At 44.6% G+C, this 22,975-nt stretch carries 15 protein-coding genes; 12 read left to right on the top strand and 3 right to left on the bottom strand.

What is annotated here, in order from left to right; translation table 11 throughout:
• The first annotated feature begins 283 nt into the window (after positions 1-283).
• From VL121_RS04440 to VL121_RS04395, 10 genes are all read left to right on the top strand, one after another.
• The gene (locus VL121_RS04440; RefSeq protein WP_325402576.1) at positions 284-3,367 is read left to right on the top strand and encodes a glycosyl hydrolase; all 3,084 of its coding nucleotides are present in this window, start codon (positions 284-286) and stop codon (positions 3,365-3,367) included.
• A 392-nt stretch (positions 3,368-3,759) separates the two neighbouring features.
• Positions 3,760-6,201, top strand: coding sequence for a DUF1549 domain-containing protein (locus VL121_RS04435; protein WP_325402573.1), 2,442 nt, complete (start codon positions 3,760-3,762; stop codon positions 6,199-6,201).
• 65 nt (positions 6,202-6,266) lie between these two features.
• Positions 6,267-7,706 carry a DUF1501 domain-containing protein gene (locus VL121_RS04430; protein WP_325402571.1) on the top strand — a complete coding sequence of 480 codons (1,440 nt, stop codon included), beginning with the start codon at positions 6,267-6,269 and terminating at the stop codon, positions 7,704-7,706.
• 457 nt (positions 7,707-8,163) lie between these two features.
• Positions 8,164-8,421 carry a glycosyl-4,4'-diaponeurosporenoate acyltransferase CrtO family protein gene (locus tag VL121_RS04425; RefSeq protein ID WP_325402569.1) on the top strand — a complete coding sequence of 86 codons (258 nt, stop codon included), beginning with the start codon at positions 8,164-8,166 and terminating at the stop codon, positions 8,419-8,421.
• A gap of 21 nt (positions 8,422-8,442) precedes the next feature.
• Entirely contained in the window at positions 8,443-9,759 is a 1,317-nt protein-coding gene (locus VL121_RS04420) for an alpha/beta hydrolase family protein (protein WP_325402567.1), read from the top strand.
• Between the two features lie 91 nt (positions 9,760-9,850).
• Entirely contained in the window at positions 9,851-10,594 is a 744-nt protein-coding gene (locus VL121_RS04415) for a glucosamine-6-phosphate deaminase (RefSeq protein ID WP_325402565.1), read from the top strand.
• Between the two features lie 31 nt (positions 10,595-10,625).
• A complete protein-coding gene (locus tag VL121_RS04410; RefSeq protein WP_325402563.1) occupies positions 10,626-11,951 on the top strand; it encodes a sugar MFS transporter in 1,326 nt (441 codons plus the stop codon).
• Positions 11,952-11,988: 37 nt separating this feature from the next.
• Positions 11,989-13,173, top strand: a complete 1,185-nt coding sequence (gene nagA, locus VL121_RS04405; protein WP_325402561.1) for an N-acetylglucosamine-6-phosphate deacetylase — start codon at positions 11,989-11,991, stop codon at positions 13,171-13,173.
• A 257-nt stretch (positions 13,174-13,430) separates the two neighbouring features.
• A complete protein-coding gene (locus tag VL121_RS04400) occupies positions 13,431-15,686 on the top strand; it encodes a DUF7133 domain-containing protein (protein WP_325402559.1) in 2,256 nt (751 codons plus the stop codon).
• Positions 15,687-15,901: 215 nt separating this feature from the next.
• Positions 15,902-16,933, top strand: coding sequence for a GntR family transcriptional regulator (locus VL121_RS04395; RefSeq protein WP_325402556.1), 1,032 nt, complete (start codon positions 15,902-15,904; stop codon positions 16,931-16,933).
• Between the two features lie 55 nt (positions 16,934-16,988).
• On the opposite strand, the gene VL121_RS04390 is transcribed toward VL121_RS04395, so the two are convergent.
• Positions 16,989-17,891: a glycosyltransferase family 2 protein gene (locus VL121_RS04390; protein ID WP_325402554.1), complete on the bottom strand. Its 903-nt coding sequence runs from the start codon at positions 17,889-17,891 to the stop codon at positions 16,989-16,991.
• A gap of 238 nt (positions 17,892-18,129) precedes the next feature.
• The gene (locus VL121_RS04385; protein ID WP_325402552.1) at positions 18,130-19,143 is read right to left on the bottom strand and encodes a hypothetical protein; all 1,014 of its coding nucleotides are present in this window, start codon (positions 19,141-19,143) and stop codon (positions 18,130-18,132) included.
• Between the two features lie 96 nt (positions 19,144-19,239).
• Here VL121_RS04385 and VL121_RS04380 point away from each other — a divergent pair, with 96 nt between their 5' ends.
• Together VL121_RS04380 and VL121_RS04375 are read left to right on the top strand one after the other, a co-directional pair.
• Positions 19,240-19,509, top strand: coding sequence for a hypothetical protein (locus tag VL121_RS04380; protein WP_325402550.1), 270 nt, complete (start codon positions 19,240-19,242; stop codon positions 19,507-19,509).
• Between the two features lie 498 nt (positions 19,510-20,007).
• Positions 20,008-20,205, top strand: a complete 198-nt coding sequence (locus tag VL121_RS04375; protein ID WP_325402548.1) for a hypothetical protein — start codon at positions 20,008-20,010, stop codon at positions 20,203-20,205.
• Between the two features lie 302 nt (positions 20,206-20,507).
• On the opposite strand, the gene VL121_RS04370 is transcribed toward VL121_RS04375, so the two are convergent.
• Positions 20,508-22,952, bottom strand: coding sequence for a TonB-dependent receptor (locus tag VL121_RS04370; RefSeq protein ID WP_325402546.1), 2,445 nt, complete (start codon positions 22,950-22,952; stop codon positions 20,508-20,510).
• Positions 22,953-22,975 lie beyond the last annotated feature (23 nt).

The raw sequence follows: 22,975 nt of genomic DNA, 5'->3' as shown, positions 1-22,975 counted from the left end.
AGCTATCAGCTGTCAGCAATTGGCCTGGTATGTATGGGCTGTGAATCTTAAAAGAATTTGCCTGAATAGTAGCTGATGGAAGGCACGAAGTTTTGTTACTGTTAAAATATTTTTTTCATTATTGTTCGGAGAAAATCTTTAAAAAACAGGTGAACCTACTTTGGAAGATTGTTTAGCCCCTCTCTGGGCGGAGAGGGGTTGGGTGAGGTAAAACGAGGCCGGATACGACTATGAGTGCTTTCTCCGGACAACAATGATTTTATATACTACAAGAAGTAAACCAATGAACGATTGTAACTATTGCCGAAGCATATTTCAAAACGTCAGATCAGTAGCGGTCTTTGCGCTGATAGCTGTCTTATTGTGGAGCGGCTGTACTAAAAAAACGGCCGCTCCCGCCCAAACGGATATTTCCGGGATGCCTGCGCTTAAGGCCGGTTTCCTACATCCGCCGCAATGGGCCCGGCCCGGAGTGTACTGGTATTTCATGGACGGCAATTTGTCGGAGGAAGGAATGACGAAAGACCTGGAGTCTATGTCTAAAGCGGGTATTGGCAATCTTATATTTCTTGAAGTAAATGTTGGCGTTCCCCGTGGCAAGGTTGATTTTTTGAGCGACCGGTGGCTTGCATTATTTGCACATGCTGAAAAAGAATGCCGCAGGCTGAATATTGCCATGACATTGGGCATAGGCCCCGGATGGTCGGGAAGCGGAGGCCCCTGGGTGGCGCCTGAACAATCTATGCAACACCTGGTATCGTCAAGTATAACTGTATCAGGAAATGAAAATAAAAAAATAGAGCTTCCCATACCTCCTCCAAAAAAGCCTTTCTTTGGAGAGGGCGGGTTTACTCCTGATTTGAAAAAACAATGGCAGGCCTTTTATGAAGATGTTGCTGTGCTGGCATTTCCGCAGCCCGCAGTTGATAATAAAATAAAAGACATTGATGAAAAGGCGCTGTACTATCGTGCGCCTTACTCCTCTGCCGCCGGTGTAAAACCATTTTTAGCTCCTTACAATGATAAGGAAGATGCTGCTGCAGGCGCCGCTGTTTTAAAGGAGAAAATAATAGACCTCACCAATAAATTGCAGCCTGATGGCACATTAGATTGGGAAGTGCCGCAGGGTAACTGGATCATTATGCGGTTCGGTACACGCAACAATGGCGCGGTTACCCGCCCCGCACCTTTTCCCGGCTTAGGGTTTGAAGCGGATAAATTTGATACGGTTGCTTTAAATAATCATCTTGATGCGTATACCGGAAAGATATTCAGAAAAATTGGAAAGCCCGATAAAAGCGCTGCAGGAGGATTAAAATTCCTGCACATGGATAGTTGGGAGATGGGCGCTCAAAACTGGACAAAAAACTTCAGGGCGGAATTTATAAAAAGAAGAGGCTATGACCCGTTGCCTTTTTATCCTGTATACAACGGTGTTATTGTAGAAAGCCGGGAGATCAGCGAAAGATTTTTATGGGACCTGAGGCAAACCGGGCAGGAGCTGGTATTGGAATACCATGCCGGGCAGGTTAAGAAATACAGCCACCGCCATGGATTGGGCTTATCTATAGAGCCGTATGACATGAACCCTACTGCCGATCTTGAACTGGGCGCAGTTGCAGATGTACCGATGTGTGAATTCTGGAGTAAGGATCTTGGCTTTAATACTTCATTCAGTTGTATAGAAGCGGTTTCTATTGCTCACGTAAACGGGCAGGCGCTTGTTCCTGCAGAAGCCTTTACCGCCGAAAAAAATGAAGGATGGAAACAGCACCCCGGTTCCATGAAAGCGCAGGGCGACTGGGCTTTTGCAGCCGGCATCAACCGCTTTGTATATCATACCTTTCAAAGCCAGTCTTTGCCGGATAGCTTACGACCGGGTATGACGATGGGGCCTTATGGTATACATTGGGACAGAAACCAAACCTGGTGGCCGATGGTAGCTGACTATCATCGTTATATTTCACGCTGCCAGTTTATTTTGCAGCAGGGAAGAGCCGTGGCGGATATATTGTACTTGACGCCCGAAGGCGCCCCGCATGTTTTTCGGCCGCCTTCATCGGCGCTTACCGGTGAAGAGCCTGTGCGCGACAGAAGAGGTTATAACTTTGATGGATGTTCTCCGGGGCAATTGCTTACTGCAGGTGTTAAAGATAACCAGGTTGTATTTCCGGGAGGCGCGTCTTATAAAATATTAGTATTGCCGGATGTTGAAACAATGACGCCCCGTTTATTAGAAAAGATCAGAACCCTGGTATACGATGGAGCGATAGTAGTGGGCGCTCCGCCTGTTAAATCGCCGGGCTTAACAGGATACCCGGATTGTGATGAGCAGGTAAAAACATTGTCGCGTACCTTATGGGGCAGCCTGGAAATTCCGCCTAATTACACAGAACGTATATATGGTAAAGGAAAAATAATCTGGGGCGCCGGTATAAGCACAAAATCGGATGGACTTTATCCCTTATATACCATAACAACCCGGTTACTAAAGAATATGAACCTGCCAGAAGACTTTGAATGGGCCGGCGATTTGCGTTACACACACCGTACAGCCCCGGGCTGGGATATTTATTTTGTAGCCAATAAAACGGATGAGCCTTTACAGGCGGATGCTGTATTCAGGTGTGATAGCGGCAGCCCCGAACTTTGGGATCCCGTTACAGGAGAAATGAGAAACCTTTCTGCATTTACACAGGGAAATGGCCAAACCAGTATCCCTTTGCAATTTGAGCCTAACCAAAGTTTTTTTATTGTTTTCAAAAAAGATGAAGCAAGATCTCCTGTTCCGGGTAAAGAGAATTTCCCGGCGGTTAAAAATATAGCAACATTACATACGGCATGGACGGTATCTTTTGATCCCAAATGGGGAGGTCCGGAAAAAATTGTTTTTGATAGGCTGGAAGATTGGACAACCCGTTCCGAGGAAGGAATAAAATATTATTCAGGAATAGCGGTTTACAGTCAGCGCTTCGATCTTTTGGAAACAGGTTCAGAAAGTAAAAAGACACGTACGATGCTTGATCTGGGAGATGTTAAAAACCTGGCGCGGGTGAAGCTTAATGGAAAAGACCTGGGTGTATTGTGGACGGCTCCGTGGCAGGTTGATATTACAGGGGTTGTAAAGCAAAAAGGAAACCTGTTAGAAATAGAAGTAGCTAACTTATGGACAAACCGTTTAATTGGCGATGAGCAGTTACCGGATGATGGAATAAAGAACGGACTATGGCCTGCGTGGTTGCTGCAGGGAACGCCGCGAACAAGTGGCCGGTATACGTTTACCACGTATAAACATTATCAGAAAGATGCGCCATTATTGAAATCAGGACTTATAGGCCCGGTAACCATTAAACAAACAGCGTTTTAATATATCATGCGTACAACAGGATGGAACAGGATATACAGCACCGCCTTAAATAGTATCTTGCTGAGGCGTTTACAAGGGTTGCATATCATGTATAAAAGTGGTTAAATCTATAGCGTCTGTGTTAATCCGTAGTTCATTTTTTTATTTTAGCGCCGTGGTTCGTGTCTTCACGAAACACAGTTGACGTTCATTTTTTAGTGTATTGATAATTTATATAACGATTGTAATATTAGATTTTGATGAGTCAGACAAACACAAAAGTACAATGTAAAGGAACTTTAAAGACAGGGGGATACATTCCAAATTGTCGCCGGCTGGTGGAGACACCGGCCGGGGCGGCCCGCCGTGGGCGGTGTCTTCACCCCTCACATGAAGCAAAGCAATGCGACAATTTGGAATGCACCCAGACCGGTTATTTTAAAGCTGTTGGCATACTGCTTTTACTTTCGGTTATTGTACATCCCGCTTTTGCCAATGAAACGGAAATTGCTGCCGGAACTCCTTATTGGATTTGGGCCTTACTGGGAAGATTACATCCTTTGGTTGTACATTTTCCTATTGGATTATTAGTTGTAGCCTGGTTGATGGAACTGTTGGTTTGGAACAGGAAGTTGAACGATTTTGCCCCCGCTATCAGGCTGCTGATGATTATTGGAACCATTTCATCTGTTATATCGGTTGTGTTTGGACTGCTGCTCATTAACACCGAAGAATATGGCGGGGATATATTGCCCGTTCACCAATGGACGGGAATTGCCACTATGGTGCTGGCGGCTGTTACCACGTATACCTATTTCAAAAAATCGCGGCGCCTGCAAAAGCTGTTCCTTACACTAACGGTGGCCGGCGTAACTGTTGCCGGGCATTATGGCGCGTCCTTAACGCATGGTGAAGATTATTTAACCAGTGTGTTGCCATCTGCCCAACCTGCTAATGCGGTTAATCAGCCCACATTTGTATTGGCCAACCAAACAGGGCCTTTAAATGAAACGCAGATACAGGAATTGAACCTGCAAATACGTACCATTTTTGCGCATAGCTGTACCAATTGTCATGGAGAGGCCAAGCAAAAAGGTGATTTAAGGCTCGATTCAAAAGAAGCCATTTTAAAAGGAGGAGAAGATGGACCTTCGCTTGTACCCGGCAGTCCCGAAACCAGCGAACTGGTAAGAAGAATTAAATTGCCCCGTAATCATAAAGAGGCTATGCCCTCCAAAGGAAAAGGATTGACCCCGCAGGAGATAGCCACTATTGAGTACTGGATAAAACAAGGTGCTCCATGGCCTACCGGCGATTTGAAAAGCATTTTTCGCGTAGCGGCATTAGAACCCCGGATGCCTGAAATTCCTGCTGCAACAGCCGAGCTCGTAAGCCCCGTTGATCTTTTTGTAAACGATTATTTTAAAAAGCATAAAATTGAGTGGAACAAAAAAGTAGATGACCGCACGTATATACGCAGGGTATACTTAGATGTAATTGGTTTAGTGCCCGCAGCGGATACAGTAGACGCTTTTATAAAGGACACCCGCGCCGATAAGCGGGAAGTATTAGTAAACAACCTGCTCAGCCGTAATAACGACTACGCCCAGCACTGGCTTACTTTTTGGAATGACGCGTTGCGCAATGATTATAGCGGTACCGGTTATATAACGGGAGGACGTTACGACATTACCAGTTGGTTATACACTTCCCTGCGTGACAATAAGCCCTATAACAGTTTTGTAAAAGAGCTGATCAGTCCTGATGAAAAATCAAAAGGTTTTATAGCAGGTATTAAATGGCGCGGCACCATTAATTCCAGCCAGCGCACGGAAATGCAGGCGGCGCAAAACGTATCGCAGGTTTTTCTTGGTCTTAATTTAAAATGCGCTTCCTGTCATGATAGTTTTGTGAGCGACTGGAAGCTGGAAGATTCTTACGCGTTTGCCAATGTATTTGCCGAGAGCCCCCTGGAAATTAACCGTTGCGATAAGCCCACGGGTAAAATGGCAGGCACCCGTATACTGTATAAGCAATTGGGAGAAATAGATTCTACCGCTATACCACAGGAGAAATTAAAACAATTGGCCGAGTACCTGGTACAGCCTAAGGATGGAAGATTATACCGCACCCTTGTTAACCGGATGTGGGCGCAACTGATGGGGCGTGGCATTGTAGAGCCTGTGGATGTAATGGACAATGAACCCTGGAGCCAGGACCTGCTGGACTGGCTGGCATCCGACTTTGTGGCAACAGGGTATGATGTAAAAAAACTCATTTATAAAATACTTACTTCCAAAACCTATCAACTGCCATCGGTAGGGATAAAAGAGGCAGAGCTGATTGTTGCCCCCGATTACGTATTTACCGGTATGTTACGCAGACGGCTAACCGCAGAACAGTTTACCGATGCGGTAAGCAAAGCTATTCAGCCGGTTTACGGCGACAGCGCCATTGTGTATAAGCTGTTACCGGGGGATATTAAAACCGAAATTCCCTTTCCGCGGGCATCGCTCGTTAAAAATGATCCTTACCTTACAGCGCTGGGGCGGCCTAACCGCGAAACTGTTTCCACAAGCCGCATATCGCAGGCTAATTTGCTGCAGGCGCTTGAGCTGACGAATGGCGACAGGTTCAATAATGCGGTAACACGCGCCGCGGTGAAGTGGAAGCAGGCGTATCCTGATGCCGGTAAAATGGTAACTGAAATATACAGGAGCACACTGGGAAGACTGCCCGCTTCCGATGAACAGTCGGTTGCGTTGAAGGTGCTGGGCAAAGCACCTACAGAAGCGGCTGTACAGGATTTTTTATGGGCCATGACATTGCACCCGGAATTTCAGTTAATCTATTAGAAAGGTTTGGCAGGTGAGGAGGACAAGTAAAAGAATTTGAGCACTCCATTTAAAATATTCAGATTATGAAAGCAAATTGGAACAGAAGAGAATTTATTAAGAAATCCAGTGCCGCAACGCTTGCTGCACTGGCGGCAGGCGCACCGGTAGCCAGCCTGTTAACCGGGTGTGGAAAAGGAAACAAGATAGCGGCTAATACCAGCGCCGACACCGTAATATTATTATGGTTAGCCGGCGGTATGGCACATACCGAAACTTTTGACCCCAAAAGATATACGCCCTATGAAAATGGGCTGGAAGGAAACCGGGTATTAAGCACATTCGAATCTTTTCCTACCGTGTTAGACGGTATCCGGTTCTCCGATGGGCTGCAGTCTATTGGCAGCGTAATGGATAAGGGTACTTTAATCCGGTCCTACGTAGCTGCCGACATGGGACATATCCTCCACTCCAGGCACCAGTATCACTGGCATACCTGCTATGAACCGCCTCAAACCGTTGCCGCTCCGCATATTGGCGCATGGATTGCCAAAGAATTAGGCCCTAAAAACCAGGTAATCCCTGCCTTTATTGATATCGGGCAACGGATGACCGTTGGCGAATCAGAAGAATTGAAAGCTTTTCATACCGCCGGTTTTCTGGGCAATGAATACGGCCCGTTTTTAATCCCCGATCCCAGCCAGGGACTGGAAAGTGTGCGTCCGCCCGTAGGGATGGATGCCAAACGTTTTGAAAGACGCAACCAGTTGTATAACGACCTGATCAGCAAAAGCGCGATAGGCGACCTGGGAAGCGATTACCAGAAAGAATCCCTTAAGAGATCTATGGAGCAGGCTTATATGCTGCTCAATTCACCCGAGGCAAAAGCCTTTGACCTGAGCTTAGAGCCCAAAGAAGTGTATGATGTGTATAATACAGGCCGTTTTGGACTGGGTTGTTTGCTGGCCAGGCGGCTTACCCAGCAGGGCGCCCGGTTTATTAGCGTTACCACCGAATATGAACCGTTTATGGGGTTTGATACCCACGAGAACGGCCATACACGTATGGTGGGTATGAAGAAGGCGGTAGACGGTCCCATAGCGCAACTGGTAAAAGACTTAGATAAGAGCGGTCATCTTGATCGTACGCTCATCATTGTAGCCAGCGAGTTCAGCAGGGATATGATGGTGGAAGGGCGGCCGGATGCCAAGGTACAGGAACAGGTGAACCAGCCCGATATTTTGAATGACATGAAGTTCTATGGCATGCACCGTCATTTTACGGATGGCTGCTCGATGCTGATGTTTGGAGGTGGTATTAAGAAAGGGTTTGTATATGGCAAAACAGCCGATGAACGTCCGTGTAAAACAATTGAGAATCCCATAAAAATAGAGCAGGTTCACCAAACCATTTACCATGCGCTGGGCATTCCGCCGGATACCAATTATGAAGTAGAGAAAAGGCCTTTTTATACTACGCCCGATGGTGATGGAAAAATAGTAAAGGAATTGCTGATTAAGGCATAGGGCAAGGCTTTTAATGGACGCTTATCAGGGTATGTCATCACAATTTGTGATGACATACCCTGAGTTGCACCCAGGGCTATTCAGTTTAAAAGCCTTCGGCTTTCCCAGCACATCAAAATATTAAATTAACCTGCTGCGCTTCTATCGTAAATAATCATACATTGATTTGCCGCTTTAACCTTTGAACTCTTTCAGGCTATCCGCTGTGAACGTGGAGAAGGGCTTTGGAAGGTATATTTTATTGCCGGGCATTTGCACTTTTGCAGCTCAGTTTTCTTCACTCCTTCATGGTTCAATTTTATCCGGAAGCTGGTATATTTACCCTTCCCGCGCCAGGCAGTGCAAAAAAGATGAAGAGGGGAGATACCGGCAAATATTTTACGGAAATTCAGTAAATTAATGCCGTGCGGTCATCCAAAAAACTTGCAGCGGGTTATAATATGATATCCAACCTGGTGTGGTCTGTTATTCACCTTACACCCGTTACTGTATATTGTTTTACGGAGATGGACAGCGTACTTATTTTTACGAAAGATTTCATTTTATAGTATGGGTGTTTATGCTGGCCGCATCCGTTTATGCCCTCCTGCAATTTGATTACTGGTGGACGCTGACATTTATCATCAGCAATATATTATACAACATCTGCCCCATGTTCCTGCAGCAATATAATCGTATAAGAATTGAAATGCTTATTAAGCGCCGGAATACGTAATTTCAGTAAACAGTAACAGCTATGCAAAGTAAACGCAGGAAATTTTTAAAACTAACCGGGCTTACGGGTCTGGGCATCGCGGGGGGCGGACTGTTGAAAGGTCTTTCTGCGGCAACAAATTTTCCCGCACAGCTTAATCCTCCATCTTTAAATAAGAATATAATGCCTGCTGAAAAAGACGCTTCTTTCGGTAAAACACAACTGAGCGTGATTGGTATGTATGGCGCATGGGCTGCGGGTTTAACGCAGAACCGGTTGCCTGCTTTTTCTTTCCGAAAAAAAGAATGGAAGCATATTGATGAATGGAGAAAAGTTGCCCGGACACGGTTGCGGGAACGGTTAACCATTCCTGTTATTGAAGGGATACCCGCTGTGCAAATAAAAAAACAATATGAATATGATGGCTTGCATATAGAAGAGATAAGCTGGCAATTGCCTTATGGAAGAGCAACCGATGCCATTGTATTGAAGCCGCTGAACCAGAAAGGGCGTTTGCCGGGTATCCTTGCATTTCACGATCATGGGGGCAATAAATATTTCGGCACCCGCAAAATAACCAGAACCGCGGATAAGCGTCACCCGCTGATTGTTGCCCACCAGGAAGCATATTATGAAGGGCTTGCCTGGGCCAATGAAGTAGCTAAAAGAGGGTATGTGGTAATGGTACCGGATGCTTTTCCTTTTGCCAGCCGCAGGGTAATGCTGCAGGATGTGCCTGAACATTTGCGCAGGGAACTAAATGATAATGATCCCGAACGGCCCGAAAACATAGAAGCCTATAACCAATGGGCGGGTGAGCATGAGCATATCATGGCTAAATCGTTATTCAGCGCCGGCACCACCTGGCCCGGTGTTTTTTTTGCGGAAGACCAAAAGGCGCTGGATGTACTGTGCGCCCGGAAGGATGTAGATGCCAGTCGCATTGGCTGTGGCGGTTTATCTGGCGGCGGTATGCGTACGGTATTCATGGGCGGGTTGGATGAGCGGATCAAATGCGCGGTTTGCGTTGGTTTTATGACTACATGGCAAGACTTTTTACTGCACAAGTCATTTACCCATACCTGGATGGCCTATGTGCCCCTGCTGCCCAATGAACTGGATTTTCCGGAAATACTGGGGCTGAGGGCGCCGCTGCCCACGATGGTTTTAAATGACAATGAAGATGAGCTGTATACCCTGCCCGAAATGAAAAGAGCGGATGAAATATTGCAACAGGTGTATAAAAAAGCAGGTGCGCAAGACCGTTATAAATGTACTTATTACCCCGGTTTGCATAAATTTGATAAGCAAATGCAGGGGGATGCTTTTGACTGGTTCGACCGGTGGCTGAAAGGATGAGTGCTATTTCTAAAAGCTTTTCCCCGGTTTGTTTAGAGTTAGGTTTTCATCTATATTTAACAGACTGCATTCAATAAAAATTACTGTTAGAATGAATATAAAAACTTTTAATTCTCCCCGGCAATTAGGCGAAGCGGCCGGTAAAGATGCCGCGGTGCTGATCCGTGAAGCCATTGAAAAGAATGGCAGCGCTCATATTATTCTGGCTACAGGCGCCAGCCAGTTTGAAACCCTTAATCAATTAATCGCAGAGAAAAGTATTGACTGGAGTAAAGTAGTTATGTTTCATCTTGATGAATATATCGGGCTACCGGCAACGCATAATGCCAGCTTCAGAAAATATTTGCAGGAACGGTTTTTAGCTAAGGTACCACCCCTTAAAGCCGCCTATCTTGTAAATGGTGAAACAGAACCGGCGGCCGAATGCGCCCGCCTTGGTGAACTGATTACGAAACACGCCATTGACGTGGCGCTTGTAGGTATTGGCGAGAACGGGCACCTTGCGTTCAATGATCCGCCTGCCGATTTTGAAACGGAGGAACCCTATATTATTGTTGAATTAGATGCGCAGTGCCGCAAGCAGCAAATGGGGGAGGGTTGGTTTCCGTTTGTTGAAGATGTGCCCCGCAAGGCCATCAGCATGTCGGTAAAACAGATATTGAAATCAAAATATATTATTTGTTCCGTTCCCGACGGGCGCAAAGCCACAGCCGTAAAAAATACGGTGGAACACGCGGTAAGCAACCTGTATCCGGCCAGCATATTGCAAACACATCCGGCTTGTACCTGTTACTTAGACAGGATGTCGGCCGCATTTCTTTCCAATAGCAATTAAACCCTTTTAAAGAATCGTTACTACCTGCAATATGAGTACCGCTTTAACCAAAACCGTAGATGTTAGCGCTTTAACCAAACGCGACACCGTTATCTCCATACTGATCATCGGGTTGCTGTTCTTTATTTTCGGGTTCGTTTCGTGGATCAACGCTATTCTGATTCCCTACTTTAAAATAGCCTGTGAGCTCACCAATTTTGTATCTTACTTAGTAGCCTTTGCTTTTTATATTTCCTACTTAGTAATGTCAGTGCCTTCCTCCTTCCTGCTAAAAAAAATAGGATTCAAAAAAGGCATTATGGTAGGTTTTTGGGTGATGGCGGCAGGCGCGTTTATTTTTTTGCCGGCTGCCCTTGCCAGAACCTATGAAATATTTCTCATTGGATTATTTACCATAGGCACGGGGCTTTCCATTTTGCAAACAGCGGCTAATCCTTATATTACGGTGTTAGGTCCAAAAGAACGCGCGGCGCAGCGCATCAGCATTATGGGCATTTGCAATAAAGGTGCGGGCATCCTGGCGCCCCTGTTGTTTGCGGCGGTAATTTTAAAAGCAACCGATACGGAATTGTTCAATGCCATAGGCAGTATGACCGAAGTAGAAAAGAATGCGGCATTGGATGAACTGATCAGGCGGGTAATTGTACCTTATGCCTGTGTGGGTACCGTTTTATTAGGGCTGGGCTTAATGGTGCGGTTTTCCCCGCTTCCCGAAATTAATACCGAAAAGGAAAGCGCCGAACTGGCATCGGCTAACCTGGGTAAAACAAATATTTTTCACTTCCCTCACCTTATCCTCGGCGCCGTGGCTATTTTTTTGCATGTAGGCACGCAGGTGATCGCTATTGATACCATCATCGGCTATGCCAATTCCATGCAGATCAGTTTGCTGGAGGCGAAAGTATTTCCATCGTATACATTGTTTGCTACCATTTGCGGCTATATACTGGGTATTATCTGTATTCCCAAATATGTAAGCCAGGTAACCGTATTAAAGTTGTGTACCCTCATGGGACTATTATTTACCCTCATGATCATTTTCGCTAACGGGCAGGTAAGGTTCCTGGGACACACGGCAGATGTTTCTATATGGTTTATTGTACTGCTGGGGTTAGCCAACTCCATGGTGTGGGCGGGTATATGGCCGCTGGCCTTGGATGGCCTGGGGCGGTTTACCAAGCTGGGCGCTTCTGTACTCATTATGGGTTTATGCGGTAACGCTATACTGCCGCTGTTTTATGGTTCGCTGGCCGATGCCTATGATGTGCGAAGCGCTTACTGGGTACTCTTTCCCTGTTACCTCTACCTTATATTCTATGCTTTTTACGGGCATCGTATAAAAAGGTGGACATTGTAAACCAATTCAAGTGTAGTAACAGATTAAAACCGGAATCATGCAGCGATTGAAAATATACAACGGTAAAATCATAACGCCTTCGGGTATTATGGAAAAAGGTTCAGTATTGATTACGGGAGATACGATTACTGCTGTTAGTGAAAATAATGTGGAAGCCGGTGATGCGGTTGAAATAGATGCCAGAGGATTATATGTTTCGCCCGGATTTATTGATATACATGTGCATGGCGGCGGCGGACACGACTTTATGGATAACAGCGTGGAAGCCTTTCTTGCTATTGCCGAAACACATGCCCGGTATGGCACAACGGCCATGTGGCCCACCAGTCTTACCAGCCACACCGAAGGTATCCTGAAAACAATAGATACCTACGAAGCGGCCAAAGATAAAAATGTAAATGGCGCGCAGTTCCTGGGGCTCCACCTTGAGGGTCCTTATTTTGCCATGAACCAGCGGGGAGCGCAGGATCCGCGTTATATACGCAATCCTGACCCGGAAGAGTATAAAAGAATATTGTCGCATTCCGCCTCCATCAAACGCTGGAGCGCCGCGCCGGAATTAGAAGGGGCTATTGAATTTGGGAGATATATACAAACTATGGGCATACTGCCGGCAATAGCGCATACCGATGCCATATATGAAGAAGCATACGAAGCGTTCAGGGCGGGTTATACGCTGGCAACGCATTTGTATTCTGCCATGTCGGGCGTTACAAGACGTAAAGCTTACCGGTATGCAGGCGTAATAGAAGCCGCTTTCCTCACCGATGATATGGATGTGGAGATTATTGCCGATGGCGTTCACCTGCCGGCGCCCCTGCTGAAGCTGGTATATAAAATTAAAGGTGCTGAACGAACGGCATTAATTACAGACGCCATGCGGGCGGCAGGTATGCCTGAGGGAGAGAGCGTGCTGGGTAACATCAATGATGGTATAAAAGTAATTGTGGAAGACGGCGTGGCCAAGCTGCCAGACCGCAACTCTTTTGCAGGCAGTGTGGCAACGGCCGACCGGCTGGTAAGAACCATGATCAATATGGCGGAGCTGCCGTTGGAAAAAGCCATACAAATGATTACCGCTACACCTGCCCGGATAGCGGGAGTAAGCGATAAAAAAGGATCCCTGGCAGCAGGTAAAGATGCCGATATTGTATTGTTTGATGAAAGCATCCATATTACAATGACCATTGTAAAAGGAAAGATTATCTACCGGCAGGCATAGTGAAAGCAAAGCGCCGGGCATTGGGGATATTAATTTTTTGGTTCTTTTACTTCTATCTATGCTCTTTCGAATTTCGGGTTTTCTTCCTTCGAAATTTAATTTTATAATTACATGAAGGCGAAGGATGATGATATGCATAATTTTTTTTAACTTTCCGTACCGGCGCGAATGTGTATAGCAAGGCGATGGTGTGTGAAATGGGTTCTGTTACCTGCCGCGTTTCACATTCCGTTATATTTAATTTCACCCCCCCTGTAATGAAGAAAATAATTTTTCCCCTGATCTTTTTATTGATCGCTGCCGCTTTTAATTGTAAAAGCGCGGATAATGATATTCCTGAAAAACCTGCCATACGGCCGCCCGTTATCCAAAGCCCTTCCCCTGTAACGCTTTCTCCGGAAGAGAGCATGAAAACCATGCATCTTCCGGAGGGCTACAGGCTTGAACTGGTAGCCGCAGAGCCCATGGTAGAAGAGCCCGTTGCCATAGTATGGGACGGCAACGGAAGAATGTATGTAGCCGAAATGCTGAGTTATATGCAGGACATTGAAGCTACTGGTGAAAACGCGCCTGTGAGCAGGATTGTGCGGTTAGAAGATAGCAACGGCGATGGTAAAATGGATAAGCGAACCGTGTTTATTGACAGCCTGGTTTTGCCCCGGATGATGCTGGCTTTAGACGACAGGCTGATTGTTCAGGAAACCTACTCCTGCAATTTATACACTTACAGAGACTCGGATAACGATGGTATAGCCGACCAGAAAGTGCAGGTATACCACGATGATACGCCCGACACCCGCAACCTCGAACACCAGAAAAGCGGGCTGGTATGGAACCTCGACAACTGGATATATACCACAAGGCAAATCAGGTATAAATGGACAGGCAACCAGTTAAAAATTGACAGCCTTGCGGATGTACCCGGCGGGCAATGGGGTCTCGGCAATGATGATTACGGAAGATTATTTCTTTCTTCTGCCGGCGGCGAAGTGGCGGCGCTGGGCTTTCAGCAAATGCCGGCCTATGGCGAGCTGGATTTTGAGAACGATCAGTATGAAGATGATTTTCATGCACCCTGGCCTATAATAGCTACCCCGGATGTGGAAGGCGGTAAAAAGCGGTTGCGTGAAGACAGTACCTTAAATCATTTTACGGCAAGCTGCGGGCAAACGGTTTTTCGCGGCGACAGGCTTCCGGCGGCTATGCAGGGCGATCTTTTCATTTGTGAACCCGTAGGACGACTGATACGACGCGCCAAAGTGCTGAACAAAGAAGGTTTGCGGGTAGTGAAGAACGCCTACGATAAAGCAGAGTTCCTGGCTTCATCCGATATGAATTTCCGACCCGTTAATATGGCTACCGGCCCGGATGGCTGCTTGTACATTGTAGATATGTACCGGGGCATTATACAGGAGGGAAACTGGACAGGCCCCAAATCCTATCTTCGTCCGCAAATACAGCGCTTTGGACTGGATAAAAATATTGGCAGGGGAAGAATATACAGAGTAGTTCACGAAGCTGTTCCGCCTGATACGCGAAAACCAAATATGCTGAATGCATCGGCAGCGCAATTGGTACAATACCTTTCACATCCCAATGGCTGGTGGCGCGATAATGCGCAAAAATTACTGATCGTTCGTAATGAACAATCCGTTGTTCCGGCATTAAAACAAATGGTGCTGGATGAACCCTCTTTTTGGGATGACCTGATGTTCTGGGAAAATAAGCCTTCACCACTGGGCCGTATACACGCTTTGTGGACGCTGGAAGGATTACATGCTATAGACATGCCCCTTTTGTGGGAAGTGATGAAGGATAAATCACCGGAACTAAGACGCATGGCTGTATGGATCAGTGAAGCTTATATTAAAACGAAAGGCCAGGATATGTATTTGCATTTAACTAAACTGGTCAGCGATCCCGATACGGATGTACGCACGCAACTGGCACAGTCGTTACGCTATAGCACGCCTGAAAAAGCGAAATCAATGCTTGAAGTGATCATTAAATCAGACAGTAACCGTAAAGGCATGGTATACCAGGCTGCGCAAATGACGATGGGGCATCTTACTACAACGCTTCCGGTAGATGTACAAACAGATCATCTGAAGGAAGCAGACAGGGCATTGGTACGGAAGGGAGCCGAAAATTTTAAATCACTTTGTTCTTCCTGTCATGGCGCCGATGGCAAAGGATTACAGTTTGGCGGTTCAGGAATGGTAGCGCCGCCTTTGGCTGGTTCAAAGCGGGTGAATGGCGACCCGGGGAGATTGATCCGGATCGTTTTAAGCGGGCTAACCGGTCCTGTGGATGGAAAAGACTATCCCAGCATTATGCCACCCATGTTAAACAGCGATGATGAATGGCTGGCTGCCGTACTCAGTTATATACGCACCAATCTCGGCAATTCGGCTTCAACCATACAGCCCGCAGATATAAAAAAAGTGCGTGACGTGGTAGGAAGAAGATGGGATCCCTGGACGCTGGAAGAATTGGAAAAAGAAGGGAAATAAAAAAGAAAAAGAATTATAAACGGGTTATGATTCCTTAGCGGGTCTCTGCGAAAACTTTGTATTCCCTTTGCGGTTATATTTTTTATCGCAAAGCACACAAAGCCCGGTGTGCCAATGCAGATACCAGGACATAAGGTTTGGCCGACAGTGATTCGGTACTGTTAACTCATATAACAGGCGCATACTTTATATTTGCTGAAACATAAAATATAGCGATGAAATTCAGCCATTTTTTTGAGCATGTGCATGTTGATGAATTTTCGGCTACACCCAAGTACCTGCAGCTTACCCATTCCATACTGGATGCCATAGAGGCGGGGAAGTTAAAAAAAGATGACCTGGTTCCATCTATCAATGAGCTCAGCTTTGAGCTGGAAATATCAAGAGATACCGCTGAAAAGGGATATAAGCACCTTAAAAAAATGGGCGTCCTCGGCTCGGTTCCGGGCAAAGGGTATTATATTATTAACGATGATATTAAACAAACCCAGCATGTAATGTTGTTGTTTAATAAGCTGAGCGCCCATAAAAAAATCATATACGATGGTTTTGTGGAAACCCTGGGAGAGCATGTGGCTATTGATTTTTACATTTATAATAATGATTTCGCCCTGTTTAAGAAACTGCTGGGTAATGCCAAAGAAGACTATTCGCATTTTGTAATTATTCCTCATTTTATTGAAGGCGGGGAAAACGCGCATGAAATCGTTAATACTATTCCACGGCATAAGCTTATTTTGCTCGATAAAAAGGTTCCCGGTGTAAACGGCGAATATGGCGCGGTATATGAAAATTTTGAGAACGATATTTATAATGCGCTGGAGCAGGCGCTGAAACAGCTGGCTAAATACCATACTATAAAAATCATCTTCCCCGAAAAAAGTTATTATCCCAAAGGAATATTAAAAGGGTTCAACCGCTTTTGCCAGGAATACGCCTTTACACATAAAGTGGTACATGATATTGCAAAAGAGCCCATCAATAGCGGGGAAGTATATATTAACGTTATGGAAGCCGACCTGGTAATACTCATTGAAAGGCTTATTACCATGAAATATAAAATAGGCAAACATATTGGCGTTATTTCCTATAACGAAACGCCGCTCAAAAAAATAATACTGAATGGCATTACTACCATTTCAACAGACTTTCGCCAGATGGGCGTAAAAGCCGCCGAACTCATCCTTGCTTCTTCCAAAGAACATATGGAAGTGCCTTTCAAGCTTACACTGAGGGCGTCTTTGTAATCGGTAAACAGACATCCGGCTTTTTTAATATAACCTACTTCTCATACAGCAAATATTACTTGTTGTGCACAGGTACAAATGCGGTAGTTATTCTTTTTACAAGGTTTTTGAATCTGAGTAATGCGGGTAAATCAACTGCTTTGCAGGTGCCGTCAAAGGCTTCTCCCCGCCGTATAAATTCTTTGGAAAAGGTACTGGATGTCATTCCCCATTTCCCTATGAACTGGTAATAGCCTTTATTTTTTTTTACTCTCTTTACCGACACCGACCCAAAATGATAAACCCTGCTTGCCGCAAGACCCTTAAACAGCCGTATACCCATTTGCCAGAGCTTCATAGAAAAGTCCGGATCGGAATACATGCCGGGCGAAAACTCAATGCTGTAGCCTCCTGCCATGTTCCAGATGCTTCTATGTACGATATTGGGAGACCATGTAGCACCCATCCAGTCCGGCATAGGCAAATGCGCGTACTCGCGGAGTAGCTGCTGCTCATTAAAATCGTTTATCACTGTTCCATAATTTTTAGATATGGAACAATTACTTTGCGGTCCGGGTTCGATTGCGGTTGCCGATAAAAAGAAATAAGGATGACCAATGGCTTCAATTTCCTGCCAGAGCGCCGCATCCCAGCCGGGGCAGGCATACATGTCATCATTCATGTATAATATGTAGTCCGTGCTTGACAATTGGCTACAGGCGTTTAAGGCATAACAAACGCCTATATTCTCTTTACTGTAAGTATAATCTAAATGGGTTTGCTGTTCAATCCATGCTAAGGATCCATCGGTGCCTTCATTGATATGCACAATGATTTGATGCGAATAAGTTGAATTTTTTTGAATGCTGTCAATGCATAATTTTAAATAGGGAAGGTTATTCCATGATGGAATGAGGATGGAAAATAAGCTGTCATTTTTTTCTGTTCTTTTAAAAGACTGAAATGCAATGGAGTTCATCCTTTATTTTATTAAATATAAATAAAGGTAATGGACTGTGTTCTATGATTTCTATTATTATAATTTAAACGTGAAAATATTCCCGATATTAAAATTCGCTTCAATAAGCAAACTGCCCTCATATATCATTGATCTGCTTTAGTGGGTATTTTTTAAATTTAGGTTCCTATATAAAAAGGCTATTATTGGAATATCCAGCAATAGCCTTTTTATACTTTATTAGAGTCTTTTTAAAATCTTACCATAAAGGAGATTGTAGTGTTCCTGTATTGTACCAGGCATTTTGAGATATATCCCCTACTACATGCTGATAGATGGTACCGGTTAAATCCAATGACCACTGAGCGTTGCTTGGCAAAGTGCCGCTGCCATTGAAGTGGGCTAAAGGTATAATATAGTCACTGTTAACCTGAAGGGAGTTATTTTGTTGTATTAAAGGACCAATTGCATAGCCTCCCTGTCCTGGGGTATTTATTGTTGCTTGACCTGAAATATTAACGCTTACGTCTCTAGTTTCCCCTGCCGGCTTCCATTTACCTTTACTGTTTTTCCATTCCATTTTAATATATAAAGAGATGTAGGCATTCCATATATATACTGATGGACTTATCCAATAGCTATCAAAAAATGTACGAATTTCATGTACATACTTTCTTGCTCCCCCGCTAGGAGGATAAACTTGGTTAAACTCATGCTGATGCCTGGCATCTAATCCTCCAGAAGGAGTAATATAGAGTCTCCTCGATCCTGAAAAGTCAGGCTTTTCATCTTTTACTTCAATTACTTTTGACCCGGCTATAGAGAATTTTTCAATTTTTTCTGGAGATAATTTTATTTTTTCTAAGCTGATTTCCTTTTCAATGGGGATGTAATATTTTTTCCCTCCATGATACCATACAATTTCGTCACCAATTCTAACTTCACCTTTGTTATTTAAAATGGCTAAATAGGATGGTGGAAAATAAAAATCTAACAGATCTTTAATTTCTGTTGAAACTTCTTTTCCCTCCTTGGTTGAATAGGTTTCATCCAATGTTTGTTGCAATGAATTAAAGCCAGATGGCAATTTTACATTTTTGTCATAAAGATCACCAGTGTAAGAGTCAAATTCAGCAGGAGTGTTAAATACTAATCTTCCGTTTTTAATGTTAGGAGTTAATGTCTCATTTTCAAAAGAACTTGAGGTTTCCTTTTTGCAGGATGCGACAAGAATTGTGATCAGCAAAATGCCGCAAAAGTATTTTGTTTTCATAAATAAGTGTTTAATGTTATGAATGGTAATAAATGTAAAAAATCTTTTTAAAATATTGAATTTATAGAGAGTTAATTTGTATGTATCGTCAAATATATGCCGTTGTTTATACGTGGTAGTAGTTTTTTTTGTGTAGTTGCTAAGGGTATATTTAGTAAAGAAAAGAAATTGCTTATACTGATGAATATTGACAGCCTGCCTGGCAATTCGGATGCCTTGGTTCGGTGCGCCATGAATTTGAAGACTATTAGTATTAGTTCTTTAAAATGCTGTACAAAAGATGGAGGCAGTTCCTCCGCTATCGGTATGCAGGTAGTAAACGACCTAAAGGTGCTGTATTCAAAAGATATGGTACTGAGTGTTTAGGGAAAAGGGTTCATTAAAGGGTTCAGGTGAGCGTAAAGAAGCTGAACGAAAGTAAACCGGCCGAAGAAGTGTCGAAAAGGCTCCTTGTTATTAAAAGTATTGGTCTCAATGCCCTGGTTCGTATCCGCACAAAACATTAGCAGGGATTAGATGGATGGAGTACAAACCTATAGTTCCCGTGGCGGCAGGCAAAAGAATGAGGATAGCACTATTACGGAAATACCCGTCAGTTTAATGCTGCCGGACATTTTTCTTACAGACAGATAGTCGCACCACAGCCTGTCATTCCGGCTTTGGAGAAATCTATTTTCGCTTTGCTCGTTCATATGAGGTTCTACTTTAGCAATAAAGCCGCTGTATGAGCGGACTTTGCTCCATTGGTGATGCTGATAATAGATCACCTTTCGAATATTGACTATGTACCAATTTTACCGGTATGGATATTACCCGTTATAAAGTTTACCGGAAAAATGATAAATTCGTGTAAAATGACAGGTAATGAATGTGCTTACGATTGATAAGAAAGATTATATTATTATTCCCAAAAAGGAATATGAACATTTGGTGGTAAAGGCTGCCAGTAAAACACCCCCTGCAAAAAAGATTTCTTTGGCACAAGGGAAAAAGCTTGCCTATAAACTCATTGATGAATGGGCAAAAAAAAGTAACCATTACTGTAGCCTGCCTTTAACATAGTAGGCAGATAGTAGCACCGCAGCCTGTCATTCCGACGAAGGAGGAATCTATTTCACTCCGATCATTTTATTACAGTTCTCATTCACAATTCAGATGCTTCGCTCCGCCGCGGCGGCGGGCTCAGCATGACAAGCGGTGGAACAAGGGGGCAGCTTCTGCACTACACGTTCAACCATGAACTGCCATTGGCACTTTGGAGGAATCTATCTTCGCTTTGCTTATAGGATCTACTTTAGCAAAAAGCCGCTGTATAAGCGGCTGTTGCTTCATTAACTGGTGTTATCCGGTAGCTAATGCATGCATTAAAACGACAATGGCACATTAATCTTTACGCTAAAATTCCTCCCCATATTAAATACTCCTTGGCGGCCGGTAACATCGTTTACAGCGGTATACTTCAGCCGGCTTAAATGACTTTGATAAGCGGTATTGGCAAGGTTGCTGCCCGAAACATACACGGAGAACAGCGTTTTTTTATGCTGCACAATATCCGCTCCTATAAACACATTCAGTAAGCTGTAACCCTTTGCAGGCGTTTCTGTATTATAGGCGGTAAACGCCTTGTTTTGCCTGAACGTATTATCTGCCTCTGCAGTTACGGAAAGGTTCCTGATCTTTTTTCCTTTCTGTAAAAATTCAGCTTTTAGCTGGGTGATCAGCCGGGCGGCGGGTATAAAGGGAATATGCTTCACGCCTTCTACCGGCCGGTTAAATTCACCGATTACATACGAGAAGGTATTCTCAAAGTGCAGCCAGTCTAACGGATGGGGGTGAATATCCATATAAAATTCCGCGCCATACAACAGGGCTTTGGCCTGGCTAAATGTAAAAGCGGTAATATCATCGCCATTTACGTGTACTAATGAATCGCCGCCATTAACATTAGAAAGCTTCCTGTAAAAAATAAAATGATCAATGCTATTTATAAAACCGGTTGCGCTTAAAGACAGGTGCGCGGTATTAACCTCCGCCCCTATATCGGCCTGCAGGCTGGTTTCTGATCTTAAGCTTTGATCGCCGTATTCATACCGGTTAGTGCCTTCATGCGTGCCGTTGGAGGCTAACTCGGCTATGCCAGGTGCGCGGAACCCTCTTGCTATATTAAATTTTAGCGTTGTGGTTTTACCAGCTTCATAACTAATGCCGGCGCTGCCCGATACATTGCTGAACGACCTGGTGAAGGGTTCAAACTTTGTTTCATTGTTTTCTGTTAATTTTTTTGAATCAATGCCCCGGTTATCAAACCGTATGCCCCCGCTAATGGTAAAGCGGTTGTAATTGCGTTGCGTGTATACAAAAGCGCCCGCATCAAATAAATGATATTCAGGGATCAGCGCTTCCGCTGCTTTATTGGTATTGCTTTGCTGCATGCCGGTAATACCCACAGCAGTTTTCCATTTGTTGTTATCCGGGAAGTGGTATTGCACATTATAGGTAAAGGTGTTGAGGTTAAAATACAATCCGGGCTCATCCGGCTTCAGCACATCCGCAAACTCTTTTCTTTTATTGTTCTGAAAGCCCAGGTTAACGGAGAGTTTTCCGTTGCCCACGTTAAACCTGTTATCGGCGGCAACTTTAAAGTGCTGAATATGCTGCCGGGGAATACCCGGGTGAATGCCTGAGAAATCGCCGCGTTCTGCTATCCTTGTTTCTGCTATGCCATTGTTATTTATTTCACGAATAAATTTTCCGGTAAGCGCATCACGGCTGCCTTCTATAAGACCCGGCTCCTGGTTAAAGCTGCTTATAATAATATGACTATAGCCCCAGCTTCCGTTGTAACCCATATATCCTCCCATATTCTTTTCGTTAAACTTTGAATTGAATACGTACCCATCGTATTTGTTTTTATAATCCTGCGCTCCTTTAAAAGATCCGTACACATTCCAGTTCAGCCCGTTTTTGTTGCCCGCCAGGTTAGCGCCAAAACCGCGGAGCTTATTATTGGTTTGATAATTGCCAATGATGTTTCCTTTTATCGTTCCTTCCGGGGCAGGCACATTGGTTAAAATATTGATCACACCAGCCATGGCATCGCTTCCGTAAATAAGGGACGCAGGTCCTTTTAATATCTCCACCTTCTGCACGCTGTATTCATCTATTTCAATACCATGCTCATCGCCCCACTGCTGTCCTTCCTGCCGTATGCCATCATTGAGTACTACAACCCGGTTATACCCCAATCCCCTGATAATGGGTTTTGAAATAGAAGGACCGGTGGATACCTGTGCTATACCGGGGTTTTTGCTCAGGGCGTCAATAAGGTTGGTTGCAGTTGCCTGGGTGAGTTCTTTTTTACTGACAATAGTAACCGGTGTGGGCGTTCTTTTAATTTTTGTGGCCGAGGAAACGCCCGTTACCGTTATACCTTCATTTTCCAGAACAGAAGGCAGCAGCGCAAAATTTTTTTGCAAATCCCCCGCAAGCTTCACCTGTTCTGTAATGCTGCTGTATCCAACAAAAGAAATTTCAATAAGGTAGCTGCCGGCTGCAATATTCCGGATCATATATGCCCCGTTTGCATCCGTAATAGCCCCTGTTTTAGCATCGGCTATATATACGGATGCGCCGGCAAGGGGCTCGCCCGTTTGCGCATCGCTTACCCTGCCGGAAACAGAAACCCTGGCTATGCCGCTACGGGTATTTTTTACGGGTTCATGTAACAGTTGCTGCGCTTTTGTAAAACCAGTGCTTAAAAAAAATACAGTTAATAGTATAAGGAATGGCCTGATATAGTAATGTTTCAAAATAATACGCTTAAATAATGAAG

This window comes from Agriterribacter sp., assembly GCF_035497235.1.
In the GTDB taxonomy this organism is placed as follows: domain Bacteria; phylum Bacteroidota; class Bacteroidia; order Chitinophagales; family Chitinophagaceae; genus Agriterribacter.
The sequence above is the reverse complement of the archived record's forward strand: the minus strand, read 5'-3'. Positions and strand labels throughout refer to the sequence as shown.